The 16,379-nt window shown below is 40.9% G+C and carries 13 protein-coding genes; 5 read left to right on the top strand and 8 right to left on the bottom strand.

The annotated features are described in order from the left end of the window. Positions 1 to 4 precede the first annotated feature (4 nt). Together H5183_RS14270 and H5183_RS14265 are read left to right on the top strand one after the other, a co-directional pair. Positions 5 to 640, top strand: a complete 636-nt coding sequence (locus tag H5183_RS14270) for an HAD family hydrolase (protein ID WP_145238861.1) — start codon at positions 5 to 7, stop codon at positions 638 to 640. 167 nt (positions 641 to 807) lie between these two features. Beyond that, positions 808 to 1,533, top strand: a complete 726-nt coding sequence (locus H5183_RS14265) for a YebC/PmpR family DNA-binding transcriptional regulator (RefSeq protein ID WP_182731981.1) — start codon at positions 808 to 810, stop codon at positions 1,531 to 1,533. Between the two features lie 200 nt (positions 1,534 to 1,733). Here H5183_RS14265 and H5183_RS14260 read toward each other — a convergent pair whose 3' ends face one another. Beyond that, a complete protein-coding gene (locus H5183_RS14260; RefSeq protein ID WP_182731980.1) occupies positions 1,734 to 3,911 on the bottom strand; it encodes a malate synthase G in 2,178 nt (725 codons plus the stop codon). A 256-nt stretch (positions 3,912 to 4,167) separates the two neighbouring features. On the opposite strand from H5183_RS14260, the gene H5183_RS14255 reads away from it, so the two are divergent. After that, complete coding sequence (locus tag H5183_RS14255) at positions 4,168 to 5,769, top strand: isocitrate lyase (protein WP_145238853.1); 1,602 nt, start codon at positions 4,168 to 4,170, stop codon at positions 5,767 to 5,769. 627 nt (positions 5,770 to 6,396) lie between these two features. On the opposite strand, the gene H5183_RS14250 is transcribed toward H5183_RS14255, so the two are convergent. Together H5183_RS14250 and H5183_RS14245 are read right to left on the bottom strand one after the other, a co-directional pair. Beyond that, a complete protein-coding gene (locus H5183_RS14250; protein WP_182731979.1) occupies positions 6,397 to 8,421 on the bottom strand; it encodes a S9 family peptidase in 2,025 nt (674 codons plus the stop codon). A gap of 99 nt (positions 8,422 to 8,520) precedes the next feature. Next, positions 8,521 to 9,240 (bottom strand): 4'-phosphopantetheinyl transferase, encoded by a 720-nt coding sequence (locus H5183_RS14245; RefSeq protein ID WP_182731978.1) that lies wholly within the window; start codon positions 9,238 to 9,240, stop codon positions 8,521 to 8,523. A 245-nt stretch (positions 9,241 to 9,485) separates the two neighbouring features. Here H5183_RS14245 and H5183_RS22025 point away from each other — a divergent pair, with 245 nt between their 5' ends. After that, complete coding sequence (locus tag H5183_RS22025; RefSeq protein ID WP_222428961.1) at positions 9,486 to 9,617, top strand: MerR family transcriptional regulator; 132 nt, start codon at positions 9,486 to 9,488, stop codon at positions 9,615 to 9,617. Between the two features lie 409 nt (positions 9,618 to 10,026). Further along, entirely contained in the window at positions 10,027 to 11,007 is a 981-nt protein-coding gene (locus H5183_RS14230; RefSeq protein WP_182731976.1) for a WD40 repeat domain-containing protein, read from the top strand. A gap of 74 nt (positions 11,008 to 11,081) precedes the next feature. On the opposite strand, the gene H5183_RS14225 is transcribed toward H5183_RS14230, so the two are convergent. The 5 genes from H5183_RS14225 to H5183_RS14205 are packed head-to-tail and all read right to left on the bottom strand — an operon-like array spanning position 11,082 to position 16,166. Continuing rightward, positions 11,082 to 11,939 carry an aminotransferase class IV gene (locus H5183_RS14225; protein WP_145238837.1) on the bottom strand — a complete coding sequence of 286 codons (858 nt, stop codon included), beginning with the start codon at positions 11,937 to 11,939 and terminating at the stop codon, positions 11,082 to 11,084. Then, a complete protein-coding gene (locus H5183_RS14220; protein WP_182731975.1) occupies positions 11,939 to 12,805 on the bottom strand; it encodes a glutamate cyclase domain-containing protein in 867 nt (288 codons plus the stop codon). The genes H5183_RS14225 and H5183_RS14220 overlap by 1 nt, the downstream gene beginning before the upstream one ends. Next, entirely contained in the window at positions 12,790 to 13,521 is a 732-nt protein-coding gene (locus tag H5183_RS14215; protein WP_182732000.1) for a 5-oxoprolinase subunit PxpA, read from the bottom strand. The genes H5183_RS14220 and H5183_RS14215 overlap by 16 nt, the downstream gene beginning before the upstream one ends. Positions 13,522 to 13,533: 12 nt before the next feature. Beyond that, positions 13,534 to 14,331 carry a putative hydro-lyase gene (locus H5183_RS14210; RefSeq protein ID WP_149980357.1) on the bottom strand — a complete coding sequence of 266 codons (798 nt, stop codon included), beginning with the start codon at positions 14,329 to 14,331 and terminating at the stop codon, positions 13,534 to 13,536. Positions 14,332 to 14,348: 17 nt separating this feature from the next. Then, complete coding sequence (locus tag H5183_RS14205) at positions 14,349 to 16,166, bottom strand: glycoside hydrolase family 3 protein (RefSeq protein WP_182731974.1); 1,818 nt, start codon at positions 16,164 to 16,166, stop codon at positions 14,349 to 14,351. Positions 16,167 to 16,379 lie beyond the last annotated feature (213 nt).

Below are 16,379 nucleotides of genomic sequence, written 5' to 3'. Positions count from 1 at the left end.
TGGTATGAACACGTATCAAAGTGCAGTAGCTGGGGTTATTTTTGATTTAGATGGCACCTTAGTATCATCTGAACTTGATTTTACTCTTATCAAAGCTCAAGTCGGGTGTCCTGACGAGCTTGATCTACTTAGTTTTATTGATGGTCTTCCTTCGCCTTACATGCGTGAGGAAGCAATGAATATTGTCCATCAACATGAGCTTATAGATGCTCAACATGCAACGTTGTTACCCGGCGTAGCGCAAGCTATCGCGTGTTTAAAAGAGCAAGCAATACCAATGGCAATCGTGACTCGCAATTACGATCGCGCTACTGCGCTGAAATTAAAAAATAATCCGTTGCCAATTCAAACAGTACTCACGCGTAGTGATGCCCCCCCTAAGCCAGATCCGAGCGCTTTGAATGCAATTGCAACGTTATGGGGAATAGATCAGCAACACATACTTTATGTTGGTGATTATCTTTATGATATCCAGGCTGCACATAATGCCAATATGCGTGCTTGCTTATATGCACCGAGTGATGTGCCTGCATATGCAGATCAAGCTGATTATATTCTGCACCATTTTTCTGAATTGCCTAACTTAATAAATAATTTAGGACAAACACGACAATCACGTATTTTAAATGTCTCCATTTAAAGGTATTAAATATGTTATGTTAAATAGTGCGTTGTTTAACTTTTATAAACATGAGTACTGTCAAATGAAATGTCATAATTATGATTTTGCAGTCATTTAATCACTAGCTCAATATCGCGCTAATTGTTAAAATGTTGCCAATATCGAGTTTCCAATAGAGGCATAAGATGGGCAGAGCATTTGAAGTACGTAAAAGCTCCATGGCGAAAACAGCCAATGCTAAAACCAAAGTTAATTCTAAGTACGGTAAAGAAATTTACGTAGCAGCAAAAAATGGTGAACCTGATCCAGAAGTAAACCAGTCGCTAAAACGCTTAATCGAACGCGCAAAGCGAGATCAAGTACCAGCACATGTCATCGAAAAAGCGATAGAAAAAGCTGCTGGCGGAGCTGGTGAGGATTATGCAACAGCCCGTTACGAAGGCTATGGCCCAGGTAACTGTATGGTGATTGTTGACTGTTTAACAGATAACCCAAATCGTACTATTAAAGATGTTCGCTTACCGTTTACTAAAACTGATTCAAAAATAGGTACGCCAGGCTGTGTAGCACATATGTTTGATCATTTAGCTGTACTTGGCTTTAGTGGTGACGATGATGAAGTGGTACTTGAAGCTTTAATGATGGCTGATGTTGATGTAACCGATGTAGAAGTTGAAGATGGCAAAGTATCGGTTTTTGCTCCACATACCGAATATTACAAAGCAAAAACAGCATTAGAAGAGGCGTTTGAAGGTATTATTTTTGAAGTTGACGAAATCACCTTTGTACCACAAGTGCATATAGAAATTAATGATGCTGATGTTATCGCTAATTTTGATAAATTTATTGCAATGTTGGAAGATTGTGACGACGTACAAAACGTTTATCATAACGCCACGGTAGTGAATTAGGCTGAAGTTATAAAGTTAGCAAGTTAGTAGTTTCGAGAAGATACAAAAGCGCATTTCATTGTTGGAATGTGCTTTTTTGTTGTTGATAGCTTATTTTTCTGAATGCTGATTATTCAGGAAAGTTATGGTTAAAGGATAATTTAAGCAAAAAAAACCAGCCCGAGGGCTGGCAATATGACACTAACAAACTCGAAGGGGAGCTATTGTTGCGCTTTATATTTTATACGAAACGCATGCAATAATGGTTCAGTATAACCACTGGGTTGTTTAACTCCTTCTAATACAAGGGCTAATGCAGCTTGATATGCAATACTTTGTGCTAAGCTTTGCACTGAATCGGCCATATTAACATAAGCCGGATCCCCTTCATTTTGGCCATCCACTACTTTTGCCATTTTCGCCATAGTAGTTTCTATTTGTGCCTGCGTGCATACCCCATGCTGCAACCAGTTAGCCATATGTTGGCTTGAAATACGCAGTGTAGCCCTATCTTCCATTAATCCTATATGGTTAATGTCAGGCACTTTAGAACAGCCTACACCTTGATCAATCCAACGTACTACATAACCTAAAATACCTTGAGCATTGTTATCCAGCTCTGCCTGAATATCTTCTTTGCTCAAACTATTAGGATCAACCATCAAAGGCGGAGTTAATAGTTCTGTTAAACTAGCTTGTTGTCGCTGGGCAATCGCTTTTTGACAGGCAAACACATCAACGTCATGATAGTGCATAGCATGTAAGGTGGCTGCAGTAGGGGAGGGCACCCAGGCAGTGTTAGCGCCTGCTTGCGGATGGGCAATTTTTTGCTCCATCATCAACGCCATTTTATCGGGCATTGGCCACATACCTTTGCCTATTTGTGCGCGACCACTTAACCCGGTTTGCAAACCGATATCGACATTTCTGTCTTCATAAGCATTGATCCAAGGTTGTTGTTTAATGGCTGCTTTTGGTAATACTACACCTGCTTGCATTGAGGTATGAATTTCATCACCTGTACGGTCTAAAAAGCCAGTATTGATAAATACCACACGTTGTTTAGCAGCATTAATACAGGCTTTTAAGTTCACCGATGTACGGCGCTCTTCATCCATAATGCCCATTTTGATGGTGTTTTTGGGTAACTGTAAAAGCTGTTCAATACGACTAAATAATGTATTGGTAAAAGCAACTTCTTCAGGACCATGCATTTTCGGTTTGACGATATTGATACTGGCTGCAGTTGAATTTTTTACCGGGCTATTGCCATTTAAGTCATGCAGTGCAGCAGTGACCGTGATCATTGCATCCATGATACCTTCAAATACGTCGCGGCCTTGGCTATCTTGAATCGCAGGGTTTGTCATTAAATGGCCAACATTACGCACAAACATCATACTACGCCCTTTTAGACTTAGCGGTTTCCCATCAATACCTGAATAACTGCGGTCTTTAGCGAGTGTACGCTCAATCGTTTTGCCATCTTTTGTGAATGACTCAGCGAGAGTTCCTTTCATTAAGCCTAACCAATTTTGATAAACTTGCACTTTATCTTCGCCGTCAACGGCGGCAACGGAGTCTTCACAATCCATAATGGTGGTAAGTGCAGCTTCGAGGAGGACGTCTTTTAAGCCCGCTTTGTCGGCTGCACCAATGCTATGATTATGATCTATTTGTAGCTCTATATGGAGGCCATGACTGAGTAATAAAATTGCACTGGGGTTTTGTGCTTCACCTTGAAAACCAATAAGTTGCGCTGGTTGTTTTAAGCCTGTTTGTGAGCTATCACGTAAGGTGATGATGAGCTGGCCATTAACTACCGAATAATTAGTACTTTCAATATGTGAGCCATTTTCAAGTGGTAACGCTTTATCTAAAAACTGCCTTGCGTAGGCCATTACTTTAAAACCGCGAACAGGATTATAGTTGCTGCCTTTTTCAGCGCCATCTTCTTCGCTAAGTACATCAGTGCCGTATAAGGCATCGTATAACGACCCCCAGCGTGCGTTAGCGGCATTAAGTGCAAAGCGTGCATTACTTACTGGCACAACCAGCTGAGGGCCAGCTGTGCGGGCTATTTCAGGCTCAACATTTTCTGTCTCAATGCAAAAATTATCGGGCTCAGGGACTAAATAACCAATGTCAGTTAAAAACTGTTGGTATTGCGCTGCATCCCAGTGTTTATTTGCTAGGTGATAGCTATCAATTTGGTGTTGTAGGTCTTCACGCTTGACTAATAATGCACGGTTAAGCGGACTAAGGTCATCAATAATTTCAGCAAATCCTTGCCAAAAGTGTTGTTCGCTAATACCTGTACCGGGTAGCAGTTGCTGGTTAACAAAATCGGCTAATTGGTTATCTACGGTTAATCCAAATTGGCTGTGAGAGAGTGTCATAATCGATATCCTTTTAAACGGTCGCGGTGCTATTGACTGCATGTGAGCAATCTTTTGTTAACCATAACCTAAAAATAAGCAATAGGTGTTCTTTTAGCCATTCACTAAATATATAGCCAGCATAACAACTATAAATTTACTAAATCCAATAAATCGGCCTAATGTTGATTTAAGCGCTACAGAGCATTAACTCTTAGCCTCTCACACAACCATATAAATAAAATTTAGTTTTAACCCGTTCAGAGGATTTTTTATTATGACTACTTATCAACGTGAAACCGATACTTTAGCTACACTTTGTCAAGCACAAGGTAAAACATGGCAAGCAATTAATCCTGAATACGCAAGTCGTATGCGTTTGCAAAATCGTTTTCGTACGGGATTAGACATCGCTCAGTTTACAGCTGACATCATGCGTGAAGATATGGCTGCATATGATGCTGATACCAGCCAATACACACAATCGCTTGGTTGCTGGCATGGTTTTACTGCCCAACAAATGATGATGGCGATTAAACGTCACCAAAAAACCACTAAGCGTAGCTACGTATACCTAAGCGGTTGGATGGTTGCTGCGCTGCGCTCTGAGTTCGGCCCACTACCGGATCAAAGTATGCACGAAAAAACCTCAGTACCGGCGTTGATTGAAGAAATTTATACTTTCCTAAAACAAGCCGATGCTCGTGAACTTGACCATTTATTTAAAGACTTAGATAACGCCAAAGCAACTGGTGGTGATGTACAAGCGGTACTTGATAAAATAGATAACTTTGAAAGTCATGTGGTGCCGATCATCGCAGATATTGATGCTGGTTTTGGTAATGAAGAAGCAACCTACTTACTCGCTAAAAAAATGATTGAAGCGGGGGCATGTGCTATCCAAATCGAAAACCAAGTTTCAGACGCGAAGCAATGTGGTCACCAAGCAGGTAAAGTAACTGTGCCACACGAAGACTTTTTAGCAAAAATTAACGCCGTGCGTTATGCCTTTTTAGAACTGGGTATTGATAACGGTATTATTGTCGCACGTACTGACTCACTTGGTGCCAGCTTGACCCAAAAAGTGCCGGTATCACAAACACCTGGCGACCTTGCTAGTCAGTACAATGCGTTTTTAGAAACCACACCAATTAACGGTGTTGAAGATTTAAATGAAGGTGATACGGCAATGAAGCTGAACGGCCAACTATGCAAGCCGACTCGCCTTGATAATGGTTTATACCAATTCCGCGAAGGCACAGAAAAAGACCGTGTTGTACTAGATTGTATTACCAGCTTGCAATCGGGTGCTGATTTACTGTGGATTGAAACTGAAAAACCACATGTAAAACAAATTGCTGAACTGGTTAATCGGGTTAAAGAGCAAGTTCCTGACGCTAAACTGGTTTATAACAATTCACCTTCTTTCAACTGGACATTGAAATTCCGCGAGCAAGTTTATCAACAGTGGTTAGACGAAGGTAAAGACTTATCTGCTTATCCAAGCATTGATGATAATAAGGCGCTAATGGCACCAGAGATGGATGCAACTGAACTTGCAGTCGCAGCAGATGAGTTAGTACAAAACTTCCAACGTGATGGCGCGCGCGAAGCTGGTATTTTCCACCACTTAATTACGCTACCGACCTATCACACGGCTGCATTGAGCACTGATATTCTGTCAGAAGGCTACTTTGGTGACTTAGGTATGCTGGCTTATGTACGTGATGTGCAGCGTCAAGAAATTCGCCGCGAACAAGCATCCGTTAAGCATCAAGACTTAGCAGGTTCTAACATGGGAGATACCCATAAAGAGTACTTCTCAGGTGAAAATGCGCTTAAAGCTGGCGGCGAAGCAAACACTATGAACCAGTTTTAACATAACAGTCCAACTCAACAATGTTACCAAGGGCCGCAAGGCCCTTTTTTTGATGCTAGCAATTACAGAGGATATACAGCTTTACACTTGCTAACTTTACCGCTCAGATCAGATTTTAACTAAGGCTTGGATCAGTATTTAACTAGCATCAGATTTATTTTCAATTTTTGGATCAGAGTTTAATCAAGTGAATTTTTTGGCGGTATTTTTTATCAATTTAGCGATTTAATCAGCTTTTAGCTCTTTGGAAAGGGGGGATTTTGATAAAAATGGCCGTTATTAGCCATTAATCAGAAAATATAAACCGATTTTTTACCAACTCTAACCGACTACAAACCACTTTTTTACCAACTTAAACGCCATAAACAGTGACTCAAACCGATTTTTTACTAACTCGATGACCAAAAAATGTCATAAACCGAAATTTTACTAACTCGATTTTTTACAAAGTCCGATACTTGTGTAAACTTTAGAATATGTGAATGAGCACTCACTTTTTGTAAAGGGGGTTTACAGGGGATTTGACTAGGGACAAATTAGCGAGAGTAAAAGTTGTTAAGGACCAAGCTACGGTTTCTAGCTTCACACTTGCAACTTGTTAACTTTACTCTCGCCGCTAACTAACTTCTATTTACTATGCTTATCAAACCACCATTGAATATAAGCTACTTTAGCCATCAAGTTTGACGGCCGTTTTGTTATGCCATGTGATGCATCAGGAATACGTACCATTGCTGTATCAACTCCTTGTAGCTTTAATGCTTGATAGAATTGCTCGGTCTCAGAAATAGGAGTGCGGTAATCCGCTTCACCAGTGAGTAGCATGGTTGGTGTTTTAACATTACCAACATAGCTAATTGGCGAGCGTTTCATATAATGCTCAATATGATCCCATGGCTTACCTGGGAACCAGTAATCGGCAAAGAATGGGTAGAAGTCGGCAGTTAGTACAAAGCTGATCCAATTGATCACCGGCTTGGCAACAACAGCGGCGGCAAATCTGTCTGTATGGCCAACAATCCACGCCGTAAGTACACCGCCACCTGAGCCACCGGTTACAAACAGTTTTGACTGATCAATAAAACCTTTGCCAATAAGCGCATCAACGCCAGTCATTAAGTCATCAAAATCGTTACTAGGATAATTGTGATGAATAGTTTGCGCGAACTCCTTCCCGTATGAATCACTACCACGCGGGTTCATATATAAAACCACATTACCTTTAGCGGCAAATAATTGTATTTCAGCGCTAAAGTGTGGACCGTAGTTAGCGACAGGGCCGCCGTGTATTTCTAAAATAAGGGGATATTTTTTACTACTATCAAACCCAGGAGGGTAGGCGACCCAACCTTGAATTGGTAAGTCGTCATAACTTGATTTCAGCCAAATTTCTTCTACTTTTGCCAGCTGTTTATTACCAAGCGCGTCGTCATTTAATTTTGTTAAACGTTGTGTTTTACCATTTTTAACTATTGCTATATCAGCAGGACGTTGGGTATCAGCAAGCGTGATTGCCACATCACCATCGTCGCTTATATCAAAGTCACCACCAGAATAAGGGCGACCGAATGAAACACTCCCTATTTTTTGTGTGATCACTTTTCGTTTGCCGCTACGTGGTTGATAAGCGAGTGCGGTTTGGCCTTCACTGGCGTAACTAAAATAAAGCCCTCTAGAATTATCAGCCCATTTAATTTGCTCGACACTGCGGTCAAAATCAGCGGTTAAACTTGTGGTATCACCCGATTTTAAATCGCGAATATATAGCTGGGTATTTTCATAATTGGTACGTTTATCATCATAGCCGGTATAGGCAAGATAACGCCCATCTGGTGATATTTGCGGTTGCTGATCAGGACCTTCTCGGTCGGTAAGCGCTGTTATTTGTAGATCATTTAATGTCAGCTGATATATTTCAGAATTTGTTGGTTTGAGTTTAAAGTCAGCATGGCGATTAGCCGAAAAATAAATGCTGTTACCATCTTCAGAAAAGCTAACTGGCCCGCCATGATCAAAGTCGCCAGAGGTTAACTGACGGGCATTACCGCCATTGGCTTCAATAGTAAACAAATGACGAAAACCAGGCTTGGTATAACCGCCGCCATCGGCACGATAATATACGTCATCAATAAATTTAGCAGGCTCTGCCCAGCTGGCACCTTCAGGCTTGCCTGGTAAGTTAATAGGAGAACTAACTTTACTCGGTACAAATTGGCTAAACAGTAATTGCCGACCATTAGGTGACCACTGCAAACTTGAAGGGCTTTGAGTAAGATTACTAATTTTTGCAACAGCGCCTGTTTTTAGCCATTTTACATAAATTTGGCTACTGCCATCACGAGTTGAAATAAACGCTAAACGTGATTGGTCTGGCGACAAGACAGGGGAGTAATCCATATGTACACCCGATGTAAGCGGTTGTAATTGCTTTGAACTACTGTCGACAGACCAAATATTACTAACTTTACTATCTGATTTAATGTCCATCCGATTACGAACAAAGTAGACGGTTTTACCGTCGTTAGTCATTTCAATTTGATTGGCATATTCAAGGTCGAATACATTTTCTAGTTGAAAAGTTTGCAGGTTATCATTGGCTAATACTGAAAAACACAGCGAGGTTAGGAGGGCTGCGGGGGCAATCAATTTCATTTTAATTCCTTGTTATTAATTATCGCACCTAACCGTTATAGAATAACAAAACCCAAAGGTACACCATCATGCGATGAATACCTGATTGATTATTAGTGGCTACTTGCCGACATTAGTATTTTTGAGTGGTTGAGCTGCGATAGTAAATTCACACTCGGTGAGTACTACACTTTTATTACATTGATAGAAAACGGTTACGTAAGTGTCTTGAGGCACTTGTTCTGCGAGCGTTTTAGTAATTTTAAACTGCAATTGTTGCTGATTAAAAGCAATTAGCTGTGCAGCTTCAAAACCAAAAAATTGCTTTACGCTTGGATATAGTGCTTTAAAAATACTTTCTTTTGCTGAAAAAATGACGGTTAATGGATGTGAAAGCTGCCCAGCCAATCGCCTAAACAGTGGATATTCATCGGGATGCAAAATTTGCTTTTGTAGCTCTAGCTCTTGTTTGGCACTCATTAGTTGCTCTAAATCAATACCAATTCCAGCGATATCAGTGTGCTGACATGCTATAGCCATTGCGATCCCTTGCGTGTGGGTAATGCTACCAATAATGTTTTTAGGCCATATGGGCGCGCGATCGGGGCCTGAGATAATATCAAAACAGGGGATATTGAGGGCGGTTAACACCTGTTTTGCGCAAAAACGGCCGGCGAGGTATTCAGCTCTTCGTTTAACAACAGCCTTTTGTAGTTGTTGCGGTAACACAATCTGATAATTTAAAAAGTCACTGTCAATAAAACTACTACTGTCAAACTCACAACAATAACTATTATGACTAAGTTGTGGGCTCAGTTTAGTATAAAGAGAAAAATCCATAACATTTTGCTGTTTTGTTTAGTGTCATTAGTAAGACTTTGATAATACGCTAATAACTTCATAAATAAAGTAAAGGCTATGACTATTTAAGCTGAGCTTTGGTTAAGAGATTTACTAACATATTTATTTTAGCATTAATATTATTTTACTCCCCAGCCGGAAATTTTCAGGGATAACAAAGCGATTGAGCTTGGCGCTACTGATAAGGGCGCAGCCGGTCTACGTGAAATGGCAAGCGTTCAGGCGTGTCAATTAAAGCAATTAGGCATTATGAAAGTATAGGTCTACTGACAAACATAGAACGTCAAGGTTGTTACCGTATTTATGATAACGCTGATGTGGAATTTGTTTCGCTTATAAACGTGCACAATTATTAGGGTTAAGTTTAACTCAATTAAAACAGCTAAAAGTCACTAGACATGACTTAGATTGGCCTGCGTTAATGGCTTTGCCTTTCAATATCAACCTAATAAAAGCATTCCTGAAAAACTTCTTAAAGTACTTACCGCAGAGGTTGTACTAACGCTTGATACCCCCGTTTATTATCGTTATTTTCAAGGAGACTGTGTGACAAAGCAGTTGAAGCACACAATTTTAGGCTTGTGTGGCATTAAAGTGCTAAAAATAACGCATATTGGTCCAATCATCAGTTCAACGACAAAGTAGCGGGCTAAGTGCTTAAAACAGATGACTAAAATGGCGATGAAATGAGAGTATAGACTTTACTTTATAGCTTGCAAGATCTTTAAGTACCGTTTAATAACAATAATATAAGTGAGAATACGTGTGCGCTTTTGTATTTTAACACTCGTTTTAATAGGGATTTTATCGGCACTGGTTGGCTGCTCAGGAGAGCCAGTTTTTGAAGCTCCATCAACATCACAATTTCGTCATACGCAAGAAATTGTTGAGTCCGCGGCGTTATCTAATGATGGCCAGCTAAGTGTTGTCTCAGAGCAAGGTAAGGTATGTGTATGGGATAATAAGATAAGCAAAACCTTGTTTAGTTGCATTTCCGGTGATGATGCAAAACATATTGAACTGCTTGGCTTTAGTGATGATAAAACTAAGTTTTATATTTCTAACCGCATGTCAGTACATTTATTTTCAGTTGCAAATGGTCAACTACTGGGTAGTTGGTCAACAGGGAAAAACATTGCTCGTGATATTGCAATATCAGCAAACGGTCAGTTAATAGTGGTAGGCTATCGTAGCGGTGAAGCTGATGTGATCAACTCTCTAACGAAGCAAAATACGCTATTTCAAGTTCATCGCCTTGATATTAATTCTGTAGCACTATCTGCCGATGGACAAACAGCATTAAGCGGTTCAAGCGATAAGTTTAGTTATTTATGGTCAACGAAAGATGGCACTATTTTAAAAGAGTTCAAATTAGCGACTCGTGTTAATCATGTCAGTATAAACGAAAATGCAAGTTTAGGTTTTGCGATAGATTCTGTTGATGATCGTATATTTCTTGATTTAAACACCGGTATTAAAAAAGCTGAACTAAATATATTTACTAATTTTATAGAGTTTAACCACTCGCGGTTTGTAAATGATAATAAATGGTTTTTAACCGGCTCACCGAAAAGCACGATACAATTATGGCGTGTAAAAGATGGTACATTATTGGCTGAGTATAAAGCGACACAACTGCGCATTCGTGGCTCAGTTTTAGCTGTAGCGTATGATAAAGAAAATAAAACAATTGTCAGCGAAAGCAGTGATGGAGTACTAGAAGTTTGGCCGTATCAGCCTAAGTAAGCGAAAATTTAATTGGATTTTAAAAGCCGTGTTTACTTAACAACCCCGGCTTTTATAATTACCGCTTAGCGCTATTAATAATCAAACTTATGTTCAGTAAATAAGCTCTGTACTTGTTGCCATATTTTCCCTGGTTTGCCATCAGCGACCAGTTGACCGTTGAGTTTTACCACTGGGCCAACTTCTTTTGTGGCACTGGTGATCCACACTTCATCGGCTGCAAATAGTTCCTGCTTAGTAATAATACGTTCTTGAACTTTAAAGTCACTGTGGCTGTGTAATATCGTTAAAATTAACCAGCGAGTGATACCCGGTAAAATTTGGTTATCCAATGGGGGGGTGCTGATCACGCCATCTTTAACAATAAACACATTACTTGAGCTTGCTTCGGTAAGCTCATCTAAGCGATTGTATAAAATGGTTTCTTTATTGCCAGCCGCCGCACCATGCTGGTAATGAATCACGTTGCCGAGTAATGCGGTTGACTTGATGTGGCAACGCTGCCAGCGCTTATCTTGCTCAACGGATACAGTATAAGTTGTGGCGTTGTCGATATCACTAACGGGTTGTGCTGGAATTTCAAAGGCGTAGGCAAATACCGTTGGCGTAATACCACTAGGATAAGCATGAGCACGCTTAGTATCAGCGCCACGGCTAACGTGCAAATAAATACCAAGGTTTTCACCGTGATTTTTCTCACACAGCTGCTGGCAGATTTCACGCCATGTATCAGCTGTATAATCGAGTACAATTTCCAGTTCATTTAAACCATTTTTCATGCGTTCAATATGCGCTGCAAAGCCAAGCATGTTGCCATTATAGGCAGGGATCACTTCGTAAATACCATCGCCAAATAAAAAGCCTCTGTCCATTGGCGATATTTTTGCGTGCTCTGCGTTCATATAGTCGCCGTTTAAATACACCGTACTCATTATAAATCCTCATTCTGATTGGCAACATCGCTAAGCTGACGTAGTCTTGCGATGAGTTGTTGGCCATGCATAGCATGTAAGCCATCTTCGGTTAATTCGTTTTTGTGAGTAACGCCATCTACACTGCCACGTTCACTCAAATATTGCAGGATTGCTAAAGTATCGACTTCTGCGAGTAAGTCTTGGCTATGCCAGCGGCTTAAAAACGCAATAATGCCGTAAGCTGCCCAGTTTGATACATCCGCTAACAGCAGTTCATCGCAGCAAGTAAGGCAAGGCATAATGCTCAGCTCGGTCATATATTGTGATAAATTGCCCATCCCTATTTCGTTACCGCCATCACCAATAGCTACCGTTGGGCAGGGTGCTTGGCTGACAAAAAAATCAAAACAACCACAATCAGCCGAAATATCAATACCACGCATATTGTAATATTTATTGCCGTGACACAGCCCGGGGCGCTCGATAGACAATACGCAATCTGGTTTTAACTCAGCCAGCGCAGCTTTGCTAAAAGCCATTGCATCAGTAAAATTATTCAGTGGCAATTCAAAACAGTTAAATTCATTTTTCAGTGCACTGTAAAGGGGGTTTCCACAGACTAAAATAGGATTTTTACCCAGCGTAATTAAAGCATTGTATAAAGCAATGGCGCCTACAGGGCCATCGGTTTCAAATGTTTGCTTGACGGCAAAACCGGTACCAATGAGTACCGTACTTTTGGCATCAAATAACGACTTTGCAGCGCGCAGATAAGTACCTGTCTGTTGATAGGCATAGAGGTTTTGCATACCACGTAGGTTTTGTTCTACCATCATGGTTTCGATTGCTTGACTTAATTGTTCATCACTTAACGAGTGTGGCATAACGCTTTGATCTCTTGAATTAGGGCAATGCCTGCAGCGTTATCGCCATGCACACATAAACTGTCGGCGTGTAAAGGCAGTTGTTTGCCCGATTGTGTGGTTACGCAGCCGGTGGCGAGTAGCTGTTTAACTTGTGCTATTAGCGCAGGTTTATCATGCACACTACCAGCAATTTTCCGTGATACTAATTGACCGTCATCGGTATATTGGCGATCAGCAAATGCTTCTAAAATTAATTCAAGGTTATATTGTTGAGCAAGTTGTTGATGTTGCTCTGCTTTCGCAGTGGCGAGAAGCATTAGTTTTAAAGGGCTCGGGTAACTGGCAACAGCTTGTATCACCGTGGTCAAAATTGTTTTATCGGCCATCATATCGTTATATAACGCGCCATGTGGCTTCACATACTCTAAAGTGAGGCCTTGAACTTTTGCCATGCCTTCAATTGCGGCTATTTGATAATGCAGGCAATTGCTTAGCTCTTGTGGTGTTAATGCCATGGAGCGACGCCCAAAGCCCTGTTTATCAGGATAGCTGGGGTGCGCGCCTATAATGACGTTATGTTGTTTAGCAAGCATCAGGGTGCGTGCTAGAACATCACTATCACCGCCATGAAAACCACAAGCAATATTAGCCATATCAATATGCGGCATTACCTCTTCATCAAGGCCCATTTGCCATGCACCAAAGCTTTCCCCTAAATCACAATTGAGCTTCATCATTATTCCCGTTTAAAAAGCCGAGATATGGGCGTTTTGAATGTCGGTGATCAGCATATGACCTGGGCTATGTGTAATGCAAAAATCAGGCGCAGCATTAGCTATGGCTACTTGCGGCGTGACACCACAGGCCCAAAATACCGGTACTTCACCGTCTTTAATGGTGACAGATTCACCAAAGTTAGGGCGATTAATATCTTTAATACCTATTGCAGCTGGATCCCCAAAGTGAACTGGCGCTCCATGCACATCTGGAAAGCGGCTACATATTTGGATTGCCCGAATCGCATCTGCCGGCTTCATCGGTCGCATACTAACGACCATGTTAGCATGAAATATACCGGCGCTTTCGCAGGGAATATTAGTCATGTACATAGGTACATTTTTATTTTCCGTAATATTACGTATTTCTAGGCCCGCCAACTTTAACGACTCTTCAAATGAAAACGAGCAACCAATTAAAAAAGTGACCAAGTCATCGCGCCATTGCTCTTTGATATTCGTTACTTCTTCAATCAATTGGCCATTTTTAAAAATACGATAGCGAGGTATGTCAGTCCTAATATCTAAATCATGAGCAACATTTGGAATGCTGGTAGCTCCAGGCGTGCGGCTACTTGCTACAATTGGGCACGCTTTTTTGTTTGCTTGGCAAAATTGTAAAAAATCAAACGCATAGCGCTGGGGCAAAATCACTAAATTAGCCTGTACAAAGCCGGGAACAAAGCCCGATGTACTACCGGTATAATCTTCATTCCTGATCATATTACGAATAGCGTAAGGCGTAGTAAGTGATGCGTTATGTTGCATAGTATCCTCGTAAACTTTTAGTTGTTGTTAATGCCACTGACGGTAACAGGCAAAGTACCTTGCGCTGGCTTTTTACCAACTAGTACTTTTGCAAGAGCAGTAAAAGCTGGCCCTGCTACTTTAACATCATTATCTACATCTATGTTATACGCATAAGTTGCTAAAATTGCATCCGCATATTGGCCAAATGTGGCAATATCGTATGGTGCTCGTAAACTAACAAAAACGGTTTTCTTATCAGCTTGTTGCGCTTGCTGAAGCAGTTTTTCAAGTGCCGGACCTTGCGCCGATTTTGCAATTGCAAATGCAGGGTTATCAGCAAGGTCATCCATGCCGCCAATTTCTACCGCGCTTTGGTTTGGTGATGCATTGCCTGCAATGATGATATCCGCTTCATTGATTGCTTTTAACGTCGCAGTGGGCTCAAAGCCTTGTAAACTGGTGCAGCTAAATGCAAGTGGTTGCTGAGTATTTTCTGCAATTGCCTGTTGTAGCGCCAAACACTTGCGGGTATCAGGCATGATGATATGTACTTTACTATTTTTCGTCAGTTTAATCGGTAAAGTGTGCTGGTCATTTTTAACTTGGGTAATGGCGGCAAGAGCCAGCTCAGCTTCGACTTTGCGATGATTATCATCACCGAGAATAAGTTGTGCTTTTTGCATTGCTAACGATTCGTCAAGCTCTGTGGTCAGTTTAAATTTACTTTTTAAATTGATGATGCGTTGAGCAGAGATAGCGACTTCGTCGGCTTGTAAATTACCTTTTTCAACTTCGCTCACTAAGCGGCTGATCAGTTTATCTAATACGACTAAATCTTTTGGACTACGAATTTCAATTGGCATCAAAGCAATATCAACCCCGGCAGCAAAAGTATTTACAACGGCTTCAATTGGTTCGAAAAAGTGGCTAATACCAGCCATATCTAGCGCATCGGTGATCACTACACCTTGATAGCCCATTTCATCGCGTAATAATTCGCTGATGATTTTATGCGACATCGTCGCAGGTTTGATCATGGTTTTGCCATCTTTACTAACAAATGTGCTGCTATCCAGTGCTGGGTACTGAATATGCGCAGTCATGATCATGCCAGGGTTTTGCTTTTTAATAATAGTTTGAAACGGAGGTAAATCTTTTTCCCAGATAGTTTCTTTATCGTGCATTACTTTTGGCAAGCCGGTGTGGCTATCAACGTTTGTATCACCATGGCCTGGAAAGTGTTTCAGTGAGGTAATTACGCCATTACCTTCAAAGCCAGCAACTTGTGCGCCACCTAAAATACTCACAAGTGTTGGATCTTCACCGTATGAGCGCACATTAATAACCGGGTTATCAGGGTTCATGTTTACATCAATAGTTGGTGCATAGTTAACATTCACACCAATGGCCTTTAATTCATCAGCAATCACTTGTGCAGATTGTGTAGCAAACTTGGTGCCGTGAACCGCATAACTTGCGCCAATCGACATATTACCAGTAAATGAAGTGGCAATATCACGAGGAATACGTGCAACACGTCCGCCTTCTTGGTCAATTGAAATAAATAAAGGTGCGCCTAAGCTCGACTTTGCCGCAGCTTGTTGCATAGCATTATTTAATTTAACAATTTGCGCAATATTATCGATATTTTCAGCAAATAAGATCACCCCACCAATATTATGTTTAGTGATCACCTTGGCTAAATCTGCAGGTAATTCAGTGACTGCATTACGGCATTTTTGCTCAGGTGTGTTCTCGCTGTCTTGCTCACAATAATAACGAAAATCGAGCATCAGCTTTTGGCCAAGCTGTTGCTCAAGGGTTAAATTGGTCGCTGCAAAGGTCGATTTCATTGGTAATAAACACCCTAGTCCAAAGAGAATTGATGATATGGCAAACTTATTTAACACAGTAGGCTCCAAAGCTGAATTGCTTATTTTATTTGTGAATATTTTATTCCTGATGGTAATGCCATTTTGGATTAAAATACAACATATTTTTGTCACATTAACGTTTTTTTTGCAGAACTGCAAAAACCACCGACGAATCACATGCTTGCCTGATCA

The organism is Pseudoalteromonas sp. SR44-8 (assembly GCF_014163635.1).
Taxonomy (GTDB): domain Bacteria; phylum Pseudomonadota; class Gammaproteobacteria; order Enterobacterales; family Alteromonadaceae; genus Pseudoalteromonas; species Pseudoalteromonas rhizosphaerae.
The sequence above is the reverse complement of the archived record's forward strand: the minus strand, read 5'-3'. Positions and strand labels throughout refer to the sequence as shown.

What these genes read in the sequence shown, in the direction of transcription:
- H5183_RS14270 (WP_145238861.1), top strand. Translation starts at nt 5, where the DNA reads ATGAACACGTATCAAAGTGCAGTAGCTGGGGTTATTTTTGATTTAGAT.
- H5183_RS14265 (WP_182731981.1), top strand. Translation starts at nt 808, where the DNA reads ATGGGCAGAGCATTTGAAGTACGTAAAAGCTCCATGGCGAAAACAGCC.
- H5183_RS14260 (WP_182731980.1), bottom strand. Translation starts at nt 3,911, where the DNA reads ATGACACTCTCTCACAGCCAATTTGGATTAACCGTAGATAACCAATTA.
- H5183_RS14255 (WP_145238853.1), top strand. Translation starts at nt 4,168, where the DNA reads ATGACTACTTATCAACGTGAAACCGATACTTTAGCTACACTTTGTCAA.
- H5183_RS14250 (WP_182731979.1), bottom strand. Translation starts at nt 8,421, where the DNA reads ATGAAATTGATTGCCCCCGCAGCCCTCCTAACCTCGCTGTGTTTTTCA.
- H5183_RS14245 (WP_182731978.1), bottom strand. Translation starts at nt 9,240, where the DNA reads ATGGATTTTTCTCTTTATACTAAACTGAGCCCACAACTTAGTCATAAT.
- H5183_RS14225 (WP_145238837.1), bottom strand. Translation starts at nt 11,939, where the DNA reads ATGAGTACGGTGTATTTAAACGGCGACTATATGAACGCAGAGCACGCA.
- H5183_RS14220 (WP_182731975.1), bottom strand. Translation starts at nt 12,805, where the DNA reads ATGCCACACTCGTTAAGTGATGAACAATTAAGTCAAGCAATCGAAACC.
- H5183_RS14215 (WP_182732000.1), bottom strand. Translation starts at nt 13,521, where the DNA reads ATGAAGCTCAATTGTGATTTAGGGGAAAGCTTTGGTGCATGGCAAATG.
- H5183_RS14210 (WP_149980357.1), bottom strand. Translation starts at nt 14,331, where the DNA reads ATGCAACATAACGCATCACTTACTACGCCTTACGCTATTCGTAATATG.
- H5183_RS14205 (WP_182731974.1), bottom strand. Translation starts at nt 16,166, where the DNA reads ATGAAATCGACCTTTGCAGCGACCAATTTAACCCTTGAGCAACAGCTT.